General features: G+C 63.2%; 10 protein-coding genes. 8 read left to right on the top strand and 2 right to left on the bottom strand.

Going from position 1 to position 14,183, the window contains the following annotated elements; translation table 11 throughout:
• Positions 1-30: 30 nt before the first annotated feature.
• On the bottom strand, positions 31-2,133 hold the full coding sequence (locus ABIE52_RS03060; protein ID WP_192713636.1) for an FtsK/SpoIIIE domain-containing protein: 2,103 nt from the start codon (positions 2,131-2,133) through the stop codon (positions 31-33).
• Positions 2,134-3,400: 1,267 nt separating this feature from the next.
• Between ABIE52_RS03060 and ABIE52_RS03055 the strand changes: the two genes are divergently transcribed.
• The 8 genes from ABIE52_RS03055 to ABIE52_RS03020 all read left to right on the top strand — a co-directional run bounded on the left by ABIE52_RS03055 (position 3,401) and on the right by ABIE52_RS03020 (position 13,047).
• On the top strand, positions 3,401-3,727 hold the full coding sequence (locus tag ABIE52_RS03055) for a hypothetical protein (RefSeq protein WP_192713635.1): 327 nt from the start codon (positions 3,401-3,403) through the stop codon (positions 3,725-3,727).
• A gap of 41 nt (positions 3,728-3,768) precedes the next feature.
• Complete coding sequence (locus ABIE52_RS03050; protein ID WP_192713634.1) at positions 3,769-4,167, top strand: hypothetical protein; 399 nt, start codon at positions 3,769-3,771, stop codon at positions 4,165-4,167.
• Positions 4,164-7,211, top strand: coding sequence for an ATP-binding protein (locus ABIE52_RS03045; protein WP_192713633.1), 3,048 nt, complete (start codon positions 4,164-4,166; stop codon positions 7,209-7,211). Before ABIE52_RS03050 ends, ABIE52_RS03045 begins: the two co-directional genes overlap by 4 nt.
• A complete protein-coding gene (locus ABIE52_RS03040; RefSeq protein ID WP_354541437.1) occupies positions 7,208-9,313 on the top strand; it encodes a hypothetical protein in 2,106 nt (701 codons plus the stop codon). Before ABIE52_RS03045 ends, ABIE52_RS03040 begins: the two co-directional genes overlap by 4 nt.
• A complete protein-coding gene (locus ABIE52_RS03035) occupies positions 9,313-10,146 on the top strand; it encodes a hypothetical protein (RefSeq protein WP_192713632.1) in 834 nt (277 codons plus the stop codon). The genes ABIE52_RS03040 and ABIE52_RS03035 overlap by 1 nt, the downstream gene beginning before the upstream one ends.
• Complete coding sequence (locus ABIE52_RS03030) at positions 10,143-11,720, top strand: peptidoglycan DD-metalloendopeptidase family protein (protein ID WP_192713631.1); 1,578 nt, start codon at positions 10,143-10,145, stop codon at positions 11,718-11,720. The genes ABIE52_RS03035 and ABIE52_RS03030 overlap by 4 nt, the downstream gene beginning before the upstream one ends.
• On the top strand, positions 11,717-12,304 hold the full coding sequence (locus ABIE52_RS03025; protein ID WP_354541436.1) for a hypothetical protein: 588 nt from the start codon (positions 11,717-11,719) through the stop codon (positions 12,302-12,304). Before ABIE52_RS03030 ends, ABIE52_RS03025 begins: the two co-directional genes overlap by 4 nt.
• Before the next feature lie 155 nt (positions 12,305-12,459).
• A complete protein-coding gene (locus tag ABIE52_RS03020) occupies positions 12,460-13,047 on the top strand; it encodes a hypothetical protein (RefSeq protein WP_192713630.1) in 588 nt (195 codons plus the stop codon).
• Between the two features lie 37 nt (positions 13,048-13,084).
• On the opposite strand, the gene pgfA is transcribed toward ABIE52_RS03020, so the two are convergent.
• Complete coding sequence (pgfA, locus tag ABIE52_RS03015; RefSeq protein ID WP_192713629.1) at positions 13,085-14,074, bottom strand: cell envelope lipid trafficking protein PgfA; 990 nt, start codon at positions 14,072-14,074, stop codon at positions 13,085-13,087.
• Positions 14,075-14,183: the final 109 nt, after the last annotated feature.

Below are 14,183 nucleotides of genomic sequence, written 5' to 3'. Positions count from 1 at the left end.
CAGGTGTGTCAGCGAAGTCGAGTCGCGGGGTCAGGTCTCGGGTGCGGTGGTGTCAGGTTCGGGGAGCAGGACGACTTCATGTGGTCCGTACGTGATGTGGTTCTTGACCCGTCCGGCGCCGTGGAAGGTCAGGGTGGTTTCGGTGACGGCGCCGCTGTCTTTGTCTCGGATGACGGTGACCGCGGCGACGGTCGCCGGGTGTTCCTTGCCGCGGCCGTCGTCGACGAGGACGGCCATTCCTTCGGTGACCGCGGAAGCGGGTATCGCATCGGCGAAGTCATCCCCCGGGTCGGCGGGAGGCGTGTCGTCGTGGTGGCCGAGAACGGTGGGCTCGGGAGCTCGACCGTAGGCGCGGGCCGCTGTGGCTACGGAGCGCTCGGATTCGATGAAGTGGCGCAGTTCGGTCGAGTAGAACGCGATGTGCGGTTCCTGCTGGGGCCGTAGCCCTTCGATGATCTTCTTCTCCGAGTCCGAGAGTTGGTTCCATTTGTTGGGGTGCGGGTCGACGTTCGGTGTCCACCACATCTGCGCATCGACGGGCACCCCGTCATCGCCGAGGGCGACTCCGCGGCCCGGGACGGAGGTGTCGATCTCGCGGCCGATCTGCGAGTCGCCCCACAGCATCATCGCGCCGTCCTGCGAGAGGTTGCCGAGAGAGATACGGGTGCCGAAGTTGTCGCGCGCGTTACCCGAGGCGCCGCCGAAGAGGGACGCGTCGGGCCGTTGCACACCGAGCAGGAGTCGGATACCGGCCGAGCGGGCAAGGACAGCGAGATCGGCCCACGCGCCCAGTGGGTCGAGTTCTTTGAGGAGATCGCGGGTTTCGTCGTCACCGGTCTTGGCGAGGCGCTGCCATTTGCCGGAAAGAATGAAGAACTCGTCGAGGACGGCGATCAGCAGCGGAAGTTGGGACGGCTCGATCTTCTTCACATGGACGTAGTGGTTGCGGGCCATCATTTCGCTGTGCAGGGCACGCACGAGCATCGCGGAGCGGACGGCGTCGTAGACGATGGCGGCGCACCCGGGGTAGCCCTCGAGTCCGTCGAGTTCGATCATTTTCGGGTCGACGCCCAGGAACGGGATTCCTCGTCGCGAGGCTTCGGTGAGCAGGGTGCGGATCACCGATGTCTTGCCGCCGCCGGTGGGTCCGACGATCAGGCAGTGAGGTTTGTTCGACTTGGTGGAGATGTCCCAGAACATGTTCACCTCCGATGCTGCCGTCGCGTAGGGCAGGTGGCGCAGGTTCTCGTCGACGAGTTCGAGGGGGTGATCGACGCGGGTGGGTAGTGGGGCGCGCAGGCTCATCAGGAGGTAGCCCTCGGAGGGAAACCAGTCGATGGCCCAGGTCCGGCCGGATTCGTGCTCGCCGGCGAGGGCTGCGAGGGCTTCATCGACCTTCTTCTGGAATCCGCGTGCACCGCTGGAGAGGGTGGGCGTGAAGGTGATCTTGAAGGCGGTTTCGACGTCGCCGTCGAGCGAGGCGACGCTCACGGCAGACTCTTTCAGCGGTCCGTCTTTGAGGGAGTTCGCCAGCGCTTTGTGCCGCGGTGATCGGAGGTCGGGTTGAGTCAGCGTGCGGGTAATGCGGATTCGGTCGCGGTGGGCGTCGTGGACGACGGTGTAGGTCCATTTGCTGGTGCGCCTGCTCGCGGAAGCCCTTACTGCGGCGGTGAATTCGTCGAGCTCTTTCGGACGGATGATGGCGCCGCGCGCAAGCGTGATGGTGGCGCTGCGCAGGGTGGTGATGCCGGGCGGGTATCCGACAATGATTTTGATCGGGGCGTGGCGGGTGCTTTGCCGGATTTGGGCGTCGAGTCCGGCGCGGTGACGGTGGGTGAGGAACCGTGCGAAATCGCAGGCAAGCAGGCAGACAGTGAGGGCGGCCAGTGGCCACCGATACTCGTGGACTGCGGAGACTGCATTATCGAGCTGAGGGGTCGAGAATTGTTCGGCGAGTTCGAGGAGCCGCGGCGCGAAAAACGCGAGTGTTGTTGCGATGACGGCGAAAGGCGCCCACGCCTTGTACGGGCGGATGGCGAGCTCCCCCGCACCGCTTGTTCGCGCGTGGGGTTTGTCGGAGCCGAAGAGGTCGACGAGAAAGTCTTTGAGCGGGTCCTGCTGGCTTCTGCTCACCGCCTACTCCTCTCACTCGAATCCAGTCCACGACGGTCATCGCCGGGGCGTGTGGGGTGCACTGTCACAGAGCGCGGGAAGCGATCTCAACCCGCCTGTGGATAACTTCTTTCGCGGGTGCATGGCTGGAGCGCGCGTCACGTGCCCCGAAGTGCGATACCGGGGCACGATAAACACCCCGCTCCCCTACCCGCGGCCGGTTCTGGTTGTGGCGCTGCGCATTACCGGCCTAAGACGGCGCGACGGCATGGCTGATACACCGCGTGAGGACCTGTTCGACCCCCTACGGCACGGGCCCGATGACGATGTATATCTCGGGTGTTTTCGCCTTCCTGCGTCACTGTTCGCGGACCCCTGCAGGGCTCTCGAACGCCTCGCTTCGTGGGCACGGAACCCGGTGCTCGAACAGCCGAGAGCGGTGTGGACGAAACCGTGGCAGGCGTCACGCCAGGAAGATCCGGCGATACTCCGCACAGAACCCTGACCAGCAGTTGATTGAAATATGTTGGCGCGAAGCAATTTTGACAAGTACACTCCCCCTAGGCCCGAAGGGCCGGGGGAGTGACCCCAAAGGGGAAGGGTGAATCGGGCCCCTGAATTTCACCCCCGTCCGCACCCTCTGCAGGCACCCCCGATGCGGGACTGTTCGAGCACAGGGTGCGCAGCCTGCCACGCGTGCGTGCTGAACACGCTTTGCGTGCAGAGCATGCACACCACGCAGGCGGTGGAGACGAACTGTTCTTCGAACGTCAGATCATGACCACGGCACGCGTGCATTGAGCAAGCTCCAGCAGGGGTCACCCGCACAGCTGACGGACACGTTCCGAAAAAGGTTCTGCGCCAGGTTCTTCAGGCGGACGAAAACCACGAAGCACAACGAGGGAGACATGAGTCGACCGCCACGGTCTGCGGCGGGTCCTTCGACCATGCCCATTCGCAGCTCTCTGTCGCTCCGCTGAAGGAACGCTCCCGTCGAGGTCTGGGAAGTCTCCCGCGGACACCCGCAGCGAAGACCGTTCCGTGGCCGCGCTCCCCCTGCATTCGAGGTCGTTCCCCGCAAGCGCCGAGAGATCCCTGACAGGGCGAATCGCGACACCGAACACACACCCCGCACGACGACACGTGCCAACGCTGATCGACAAACCCGCCAACCGCGGAGCCGAAAAGTTATCCACAGGTCGCATTGAAATTCCTACCACCACTCTTCTACGTTTCCGCGCAACCACATTCGTGGGGTCTGGTTACACCACTGTGTTGGAGAGTGCTCATGTTTTCTCTTACTTCCACCGTGATCGACGTGTCGATCCCGCCGACGCATCCACCGCTCGCCGCAGACGCGGTGACCCTCGCGCAGTCGACGGACGTCAATACCGGTGGTCTGCGCGCGTGGATCAAGGACAACATCGTCTTCACCATCCTCATCGCCCTCGCGTGTGTGGTTCTCGTCGGCGGGCTCAAGGGCAATTTGTCGCGGGTCTTCACCGTCGGCGGACTCGGGTTGTTCGGGCTTGCCTACCTCGGTATCGCGACATCGGAATCGGCGGCCACAGGGATCGGCAATTGGATTCTCGGGCTCGTCGGTATCTCGACCTAACCGCTGATGCCTGCGCAGAGAACATTCGAAGGGGATGCCCGGTGATCGACAACGACGACCTGATGTACCGCGTGGACCGGCACTACCTCGGTCCGACCGGTTATCCACTGCCCGTGCGGATCCGCTACACGGCCGGCATCGTCGGCGTGGTTGCTTTCGTGGTGGTGTTCGTGATCGGTCGCGGAATTCTGCACGTCCCGCTCGGGTTCAAATCTCTGATGGTGATGGCCGTGATCACGGTGTGGCTTACGACCCGGATCGCGAAGTTCGTCACCCCGGACCGCCCACTGCGGTCGGTTCTCAAGGCCGCCCTCAACGACCTCGTTGCGCCGCGCCCACCGAAGCGCGGTACACCCGTGTTCATCTCGCTACCCGAGCGGTTGACTACAGGAGAACGTGCCGTCGTACCTGTTCGCCTCGACGGTGAGGATCACCGATGACCGTTCCCGAGAACGACATTGCGGCTCTGTTCGATCCGAAGCTCGACGACCCGGTTCCGGTCATTCCTCCCGGTGCCCTCCCTCCGTCGTGGGCAGCAGTGCAGTCGCATGCTCCGCAACCGGCGCGTGCGTGGTCGGAAGCCGAACCCGCACACGCTCCGGATGGTTCTGACTACGACCACGGCGAGGACGACCCCGACGGCCACACCTCCCCTGCAACCGATCCGGACCACGTCGCAGACAAAGTGCTCGGTCGTCAGCGTCGCCGCACAGGCAAGAAGCGTGCGAAGTCGGCGACAGATCGGGACAAGGCCGCAGCGAAGAAACGTGCCGACCGCGAACGAAAAGCGGTACGGCTGAAACTGACCGGCACATCAGCGAACATCACCCGCACCGCGACCACGTCCACCGCATGGTTCGTCCAACGCCAGGGGCCGTGGAATTTCCGCACCACCGGAAAGCAGCGCCGCTTCATCCAGGACGAAGCGATCATCCTGACCAATCTGCAGAAGGCCGGCGTCAGCAAGGTGCATCGCCGCCTGGTGCGCACCCCGTTCCCCGTCGCGCAGTGGGCGGTCGATCACGACACGTGGGCCACCCCTATTCCCGATGTTCCCGGCGCACTGTCATGGGCGGACTACCTGCGCGGGCAGCAGCATGCGATGTTGTGGTCCAACGCGACGATCAAAGGCCGCTACTGGGGTATCGAACTGCCGCAACGCTCCTCACTCGGCCAGGGGTTGGACTGGACCGCCCGGATGCTGCGCCACCTCGCTCACTGGCCACTGCTGGGCAGAGTGTGCACCTGGGTGAACAGCTGGGCCGACGACGCCTTCGACCGGGAGCAGAAGGCCCTTGCCGATCACCTCGCCACACTCGAACGAATCATGTCCGGCCGCGGCGTGAAAGCAACCCCGGCCACCCCGGCCGCGATCGACTACTTGCTGCGCCGATCAGCGACCATCGGTCTACCGCTGGAAGCTGGCGGTGCGATCGCCGGCGCCGGAGATTGGGAAGAAACCGACGTCGCTGCCCTGGAAGATCTCACCGACCTCTCCCTCACCCCAGGCGACGGGTACACCACCGTGTCCGGCGTCGTCGACGGCCGCAAGTACACCGGCGTGGTGATCGTGCTGACGATCGGCCGCATGGCTCCCCTACCGATTCCGGAACGGATGTTGCCGTGGCAGATCATCGGCGATCCGTCCGGTGAACCTCTCGAATGGTCCGATCGCATCGAGCTGCACGACAAAGCGAAAACGATCCGCACCATGCGCTCGCTGACCGGCAAGATCGAATCGCAGTTCGACCACTACACCGTCGAACACGATCAGGTCCCGCCGAAAGAGTTGGCGGAGCAGCACGCCCGCGCACAGGACGTGATCTCCGACGTCGAGGAAGACCATTCCGGACTCTCTACTCGAACCACCGGGTGGTACCGCCTTGCGGTGGTCGGCACCGACCCCGACGATGCGCGGCAGAAAGTCTCCGATCTGCAGGAGATGTACTCCCCGCACATCTCGCTCGAACAAGAGCACGGCCAATACCAGTTGCTGCGCGAGTTCATACCCGGTGAGCCGCAAGCCAACATCGCCAACAAACGGCACATGGATGTCGAAGCAGTCGCCGCCGGGATGGCGACCGTCAGTGACCGGATCGGTGACCGCCGGGGTGTCGTCCTGGGCGAGACCGGATCCATCTCGCCGCGCCCGGTGATCTGGGACCTGTTCGCCGCGCACGAGATCAAGCACAAGTCCGGGCTGACACCGATCGTCGCCGTACCCGGTTCGGGTAAGACGTTCCTGGCAGGCATGATCGTCTACCAAGCCGTGAGAGCCGGCGCGTACGGCGTCGTCCTCGACCCCTCCGGTCCACTCGCAGCGTTGGCCGGACTACCGGAGTTTCGCGACATCGCCCGCGTCTACGCCCTCACCGGTCGCGATTCACGCGCTGGCGCCTTGAACCCGTACCGCGTGATCACCGATCCACGTCGTGACGATCCCGAGTACGACGCCCGCAACGTCGAGTTCGCCCGGGATGCAGATCCGTTCGCGGCGGCGCAGTCGAAGTTCGATGCGGATATGCGTGCAGCTGCCGCCGAGCGTGTCGAGGTCGCCGTCTCGGTGCTCAAAATGATGCTCACCGAACGGCATCTGCATCTCGAACACACCGAACCCGTGCTGCACATGGCCGCGAACCTGGTCGGCGGCGACAGCAACCACAACCTCCGAGAAGTGTTGGCCGCGATCCAATCGATCGGAGTGAGCGATCCGGACCAGGCCGTCAAAACGTGCGCGAACGGGTTGTACCAGCAGCTCAGTTTGATGTCGGAACTGACCGAGGCGCGTGTGCTGTTCCCGGAGGAGGGCACGATCGGCAGTGGAGCGGATGCGTTCGATGCCGACATCCGTCTGACGATCTTGACGATGCCGGGCCTGCAGCTACCGCCCGAAGGCACGCCGTCCTCGCAGTGGACACCGCAGCAACGGATGACGGCGCCGTTGATGCACATGGCCGCGTGGCTGGCGAACAGGCTCGTCTACGAAAAGCCTCGCCACGTGCGCAAGGTGCTCTTTCTCGACGAAAACAAATACCTCGAATCCACTGGCGCAGGCCGCACCCTCAACCTCCGAATCGCGCGCGACTCACGCAAATTCAAGGTCCGTGCCCTGGTCTGCTCGCAGCTTCCGGATGATTTCCTCGGATTGGACGGCAGCGACGACAAGACCGCCCTGACCTACGAGGTGTTCGTCGGCGACGTCGGCGGTGATCCGCATGCAATCGAAGGTGCCCTGAAATTGCTCAAACTTCCCGCCGGGCAAGGGTTCGAGCAGTTCCTCGCTGAACTGGGCAGCGGCGGCGAGGACACTCTCGACGAGGACACCGACACCTCGTATCAGGACGAAGCGCGGCGCTGGATGATCCGGATGGCTGACGACGTGGAGCTGGTGCGTTCGAGCTGGATTCACTATGTGCATCTCGCGCATGTGTTCGCGGCGCTGAATTCTTCGTCGGCGAAGAACGCGCTCGGCGGCGCCGCATGAATACCCGCGGAGGGCTCAGAGCGCCCTCGGCAGAGCTGAATGGCGCAATCCCCCATCGATCGCGCGTTCGGGCGCTGACCGTCAATCTGGCGCGGGTTCTCGCCGTTCTAGCGCTGGTGCTGGTGCCCCTCGTCGCCCCAGGTGGGCCAATCGCATCTGCCGGCGGATTCGACTGCAAAGACGTCCCCTCCCCCGAGTTCCCGAACTCGGTCATGGCAGCCGAGTTCGATTCCTCAAGCAAAGACCGCGAACCGAAACCGAGCGGCACCGGCTACGAAACCTACGGGTGGGCCGGATTACGCTGGTACACCTACGACCTCGGCTGCGGCAACGACCTGGTCCGCGCACCCGACGCTGTCGCGGACACCACCCTGGGCAACACATTCCTCGCAATCGGCAAGGGATTCGCAGCTGCCGCGTTCTGGCTCGACGACCAGACGAAGACCGGAGCAGCTGCCGAAGAGGCCGGGATCGCCCCGGCCATGGTGCAGTTCGACCAGATCGTCGCCTCGATCTCCAACGGAATGCTCGGCGTCTACGGAACGTGGCTGGGCGTGGCATTGATGGTGGTCGCCACGATCATCATCTGGAACGCCCTCAAATCAAACGCCGCGGCCGTGACCCGCACCGTCGCGATCGCCGGCGCTGCAATGGCCATCGGAGCACTGTTCGTCGGCGCACCGCAAAAAGCCATCCAGGTCGCCGACGACACCTTCGGATCGGTCATCACCGACACACAAGGCCAGATGCTGTCCGTGTCCGGAAACACCGGAGACCCCCGCAATGTGCTGATCGACAAGGTCTTCCTCGACGACTGGCGCAAGGGATGGTTCGGCACGAATTTCAACGACAAGGACCTGCAACTCGGACCGAAGCTCCGCGACACCCTCGCATTTTCGTACGCGGAGCAGCGAGAAGTGGCCGGCGACAACGAAGCCGCGAGCAAGCTCGCCGAAGACAAAGCAGCCAAGTTCAACGACGAGATCATCGACAAACTCGACGGATTGAACCTCTCGTACGGCCAATTCCAGGGCAAGGACTCCGGACGCACCGGCACAGGGTTCATGGCGATGATCAAACTCGCCATGCCCTCCATCCTCTGGATCGGCGCATCCATCCTCAAACTCACTGCGCTACTGGCCATTCGACTCGCAATTCTCTTCGCACCGATCTGGGTTCCGATCGCCGCCGCACACGGCGGCACCCTCTCTCGCGTGTGCCGCATGATCGCCACCGCCTACATGTGGGGCGTGGCCGGAGCAGTTATCATTGCGCTGTATCTGATGGCGCTGGTCAAGCTGTACGACACCGACAACGGTCTCGTCGACGGCACGTGGCGGCTGTGGTTCATGGTCATCTTGACTGCGGTGTGCTGGTTCATTATGCGTCCGTTCAAGCGCATGACTCAGACCTTCACCCAGAACCAGGCGGGCGCACTCAATCGCAAGGCTCGTCACGCGCAGACGTCGATGAAGCAAAAGTTCTTCAAGGCAGGCAGCGCCGTCGTGGGCGGTCCCGCGGCGTCGATGGTCGAGGAAGGTGTCGGCGCGCTTCGGAAGGCGACCAAACGCGGTGGTGACCTCGACAAGGATTCAGTGACACCAGTGCGTCCGGAAGGACGCGAGTTGAATCAGCGACGTCGCCACGAGGTCGACAAATCGCGCGTCGACGCGCGTAAGACGATGGATCGTCAACAGCGTCTGACGGATTCACGCAAGAACGACGTGCGCCGCCAAAGCCTCGCCGCTAACGCGAAGAGTTCTACGGGCCTCAAACGTCCCGTCGCCGATCGGCCGCAAACCGCAGGTACCGCCGCCAATCGAGGCCAGGCACTCGCTCGCCAGTTGGTCGGAACCGAAGCCGGTTCACCGCGCCGCTCTTCGTCGGTGAGTGAGACATGGGACGGAGGCCCGCGGTCGAGTATCGCGCCGATGAAAGTGTTCACCCCGCCCTCGCGGGATGACTCCACCGGGTCTACGACACCCCGTTCGGGTGCGACGCGCTCGAACGCGTCGACGCCTCCGCGGTCCACCGCCCGACTGTGGACACCGTCGTTGACCTCAGCAGGTACTTCGCCCGATTCGACCGACAGGTTCAGCTGATGTCTTCCAGCGCAGCCAATCCCGTACTCGCACCGATCCGACGGTGGGTGCTGTACTCGCGCACCAACCTGACGATCACGATCGTCTCTGCGTTCGGTGTGCTGTTCGTGGCGGGAGCAGTGTTCGGCCAGTCCCCGACCCCGTCGAACACTGCCTCGAAGACCCCAGCCTCCACCGCATCAACGACAGGAGCAGCGTCCGCGACGCCGGGTGATCTGAGCTACGAGTTGATCGAAGTGACCGAATCCTCCATTGCAGGCAAGTCGATCGCTTCGGTTGCCGAGAGCGCACCGGCGACAGCGATGGCCTACGCGCACGTCTACGTCGATCAGTCACTCTCGAACAGCGAATGGAAGACCAAGCTGGGCGTGCACACCGCAGAAGCGCCCGGAGTGACTGTGGTCAATGCCCGCCCGCTCGTACCGGTCGCGATCACCGGCCCGACGCGCAGTGAGATCGTGGCCGGCACCGGCGGCGAGAGCGCCGTGCAGGTCATCGTCCCGACGCAGGCCGGACATCTGCGGATCACGCTCAAAGTATCGGGCACCGACAAGGGTTCGACATGGCAGGTCCAGACGCCGCTGCCCACCCTGGACCGCAGCGAGATCGACAAACTCGGCGCACCTTCCCTCGCGAGCCCACCGACCTCGGAAGCTCCCACAACCACCACAGCTCCGACATCGACGACCTCGCCGAGCACTACCTCGACCACGACTCCGACATCGACCAGCTCGGCCGCTGTTCCCTCGGCGGACCTCGAGCCGGCCCCTGTTCCTGTCCCTGGGCCCATCCCGATCCCCGACCTCGACACACCGCTCCCGGGAACGCTGTGAGTCGCCGCCGTGGAGCGGTGGCCGCCCTGATCGTCACCGCTGCCACCGCTGCGATCCTGGGGCTGTCCGGATGCACGCAGCAGCCGGTGATCCCCCACAACCGTTGCGGCGGAGACTCGTCGAGTGAGGGAGACGACAAAGCCACCTCGGCGACCGGCAACACCGAACTGAAAGCATCGGGGCCGATCACCCAGCCAACCAAGAACGGAACGACGACGTTCACGTCCCCGTTCGGGCCTCGCTGGGGAACCGAACACAAAGGCGTCGACTTCGCCGGCCCCGTCGGGACACCGATCTACGCGGCGCTCGACGGTGTTGCGGTCAAGGCCGGGCCTGCATCCGGGTTCGGCAACTGGATCGTGCTCGACTCGCTCGTCGACGGCAAACCCGTGAGCACCGTCTACGGCCACATGTTCGACGACGGTGTCCTCGTCAAAGAAGGCCAACAGGTCAAGGCCGGTGACCACATCGCGAACATCGGAAACAACGGCCAATCCACCGGCGCACACTTGCATTTCGAATACTGGGACGGGGGACGACTGCAGGGCGGAACCGCCGTCGATCCGATGACCAAGCTCGGCGGAGTGCCCTCCCCCGCCGGCGAAGCGGGCAGTGATTCTCCTGCCATCGAGCTGGCCGCCTCGTCATCGTCGATCGACTGCGGCGGCTTCGGCGTGGCAGGTGGCGGCGATCTCAAAGCCGGTTCCGTTCCTCCGGAAATGGAACCGTGGTTCCGCAAAGCCGGATCGATCTGCCCCCAGATCAAGCCCTCGCTGCTGGCGGCAGATGCGAAAGCAGAATCCGGCCTGGTCCGTGGCCTGACCTCCGGCAGCGGAGCGCAAGGTATCACGCAGTTCATGCCGGGAACATTTGCTTCTTACGGCCAGGACGACGACGGCAACGGCAAGATCTCGATCTGGGACGACGGGGATGCGATCATGGCTCAAGGCCGATACTTCTGCGCCATCGCGGCCCAGATCGACGGATGGATCACCGACGGATCAGTCAAAGGCGATCCCAAATCGCTCTACATCGCTTCCTACAACGCGGGCGAAGGCGCGGTGAAGAATGCCGGAGGAATGCCCAGCGGCGGCGACTACACCACCCAGACACAGCCCTACGTCGCGAAAGTCCTTGCATACGAAGCAGAGTTCGCGTCCCCCGGCGGTAGCGGCGAACTCGTGGTCTCGCCCGGGTCGGCATCCGGATCGCAGGTCGTCGAAGCTGCCCGCCAATTCCTCGGCACCCCGTACGTGTGGGGCGGCGGCAACATCAACGGCACCACCGGCGGTGGATTCGACTGCTCCGGACTGACCAGTTACGCCATCTACACGGGAACTGGAAACAAGATCACCCTGCCCCGGACATCCGAACAGCAGTGGAAGGTCGGAGTCGAGATCCCGATCGACCAAGCACAAGCAGGGGATCTGGTGTTCGGTTCGTGGGCCGGAACAGGTCCCGGGCACGTCGGCATCGCGACCGGCGGAGGCCAGATGATTCACGCCCCCACCACGGGGGACGTCGTCAAACAAGCTCCACTGCAGAGCGACATGAAAGCCAGGAGGGTTCTGTGAGCAACGCACGCAAGCTGGTTCTGCTCGCCGTCGCTGTCGTCCTCGTCGGGGGACTGGTGTACTTCACCTCCGGCCGGGGCAACGAGACGGAAACCGCGACAGCCGAACACACCGCCCCAACACCGGCGCCGCCGACTATCTCGACTTCGCCGGCTCCGACCACAATCGACATCACCGAAGATCCGGATACGGAGAGAGCCGAAAACACTGCTCGCCAGGCACTATCAGTGGCGTCCACCTGGTACCCGGCAACGGACCGCAGCCCCACCGACGGATACATGCGCGCCCGGGAATGGTTCACCGACACCCTGGCACAGACCCTGCTCGTCGACACGCACACCGAACGAGGACCAGGAGCGCAATGGAGCCAATGGGCCTCCGACAACGCCAAAGTGGTCGCCGACGTCACCCTGGGATGCTCCGGCTGCCCACCCGACACCGACACCCTCATCCACCGAGTCGCCAGCATCCACCAAACCGCCATCACCGAAAACGAAACCAGCACTGTCACACCCGATACCACGGTCTGGGTGACCCTCACCAAAGGTGGTGAGCAGTGGCTCCTCGACACCATCCACTACTGACCACCACTCCCCACCGTGACTGCACGACAGAGGATTCGCACCGATCGACTAGGTTCGTAACAACCAACAGGGCGCCGAACGAGACACAGGCACACACGGTTTCAGGGACAACTGACCCGAAGAGGCCCGCGAACCCACATTGGAGGGGAACACACATGAAGCGCACCACCACCGCCATAGCAGTCACCGGGATCCTTGCCGCACCACTGATCCTGACCGCATGCTCGGACTCGACACCCACCGACGACAACGGCGGAAACTCCACCACCAGCGCAAGCAACGGCCGCGCCGGCACCGTCACACCAGCTGAAACCTCCTCCTGGCGAGGAAACCTGGTAATCGGAGTCGGCGACCAGCAAGCCAACGACAAAATCACACTCCCAGCCGCCAACCAGGTCCAAGCACAGTGCATAGGCGAAGGCAACAACCTCACCGTCGACATCACCGCACCCAACGGCTGGCATGCAGTCCTCACCCACGGATCCCAAACCGTCACCATCGAAAACCCCCAACTGAACTACGCCGGGCAAGAATTCACCACCCCACAAAGCTCACTCGACTACGACATCGAATGGAACAACAAGTTCGGCAGCAACAAACAGTATCTATCGGGCGTGACCTGGGACGTCCCCCAAACAGGTGACGTAGAAATCCAACTCAACGAGCGAACACCCCCACACTGGGTGATCAAATCAGCCGAAAAGGTCAACCTCGCCATGCATGTCGATTGCAGCTCTCAATAACAGCGAAAGTGCGGTCCGGCGCGATCAGTTCCGGCACCTATAGAGCCACAAGATCGCCGGACTTCCCATTTTGGACTATCAGAGATTGTGGTCCGGGTCTCGTCGATATCCATCCGAGATATATCCCACCAAGAAGAAGCAGTAGTCCGACCAGGCCCCCGATTGCCGGTCCGTAGTCCGTACCCCACCGGATTTGGTCTCTGTACATGACTGCTCGTTCGATCTGTTCGTGCTGCGTCTGGGAATCGAGCTTGGGGGCTACATCGATGATCGTGATGGTTTCAGGGGCTGAAGCGGATGTCGCAAAATATTGCCTATAGTGTTGCTGCACTTGAATTATGGCGCCGGAAATGGGCTCGACGGACAGTTCGCGCGTGATGCCGTAGAAACGTTTCATGGTGACTGGGATCGTTCCTGGTTTCCCCCAGTTCGAGGCGGGCAATGTGATCTCCGTACCAATCGCCACAGGTGCGATTTCCTGACGGAAGTTGTAGACGTCAACGCCTTCAACTTCACCCTCCGCGATGAAGTTCGCGTCATAGCTGTCCCGCAGTGTCGAGTCGAAATACGGATACGTTCGTTTCTGTGTGTCGAACGGAAATTTGAATTGAAGTCCCTCATGGGCAACGACTTCCGCCGGTTTGTCCATCACGGTCTGGATCGAGCCGATCGGCTCCTCGACCGGCATCGCCGAGATCCTGTCGACGGTGGAACGATCGATGCTTGCATTCACAATTGCTGCCGAACCGACCCGATCATCCCGCACCATCTGAACCGCCGACTGCAGGGTCACCACGTCGGATCCCGACGGATCTTCGGCAGTGACGCGCTGCTGGACCGTGATCGGAACATTGCTGTCCACAACCAATTTGCCCTTGGCTAACGCCGCAGCATCCAGCAATACTGCAGTACCCGTCGACACTGTTGCCGCATCGATGCTCAACGGAATCTTCACCAGCTGGCCCTTGGCATAGGTTGGCGCCAACGCACTCATTGTCAGCAGAAAACCTGCTGCCGCAATAGCCACGCAGGCAGCGCGTCGACGTGAGGGGCGCAAGTTAGGCGACATTCGGACGACCCTAGCGTGTCTCGTGCGCGACTGCGCGAGCCCGTGACTGCGCTAGTCTTGAGCGCTC

Source organism: Rhodococcus sp. OAS809 (genome assembly GCF_040546695.1).
Taxonomy (GTDB): Bacteria; Actinomycetota; Actinomycetes; order Mycobacteriales; family Mycobacteriaceae; genus Rhodococcus_F; species Rhodococcus_F qingshengii.
This window is presented reverse-complemented; position numbering and strand designations above follow the sequence as displayed.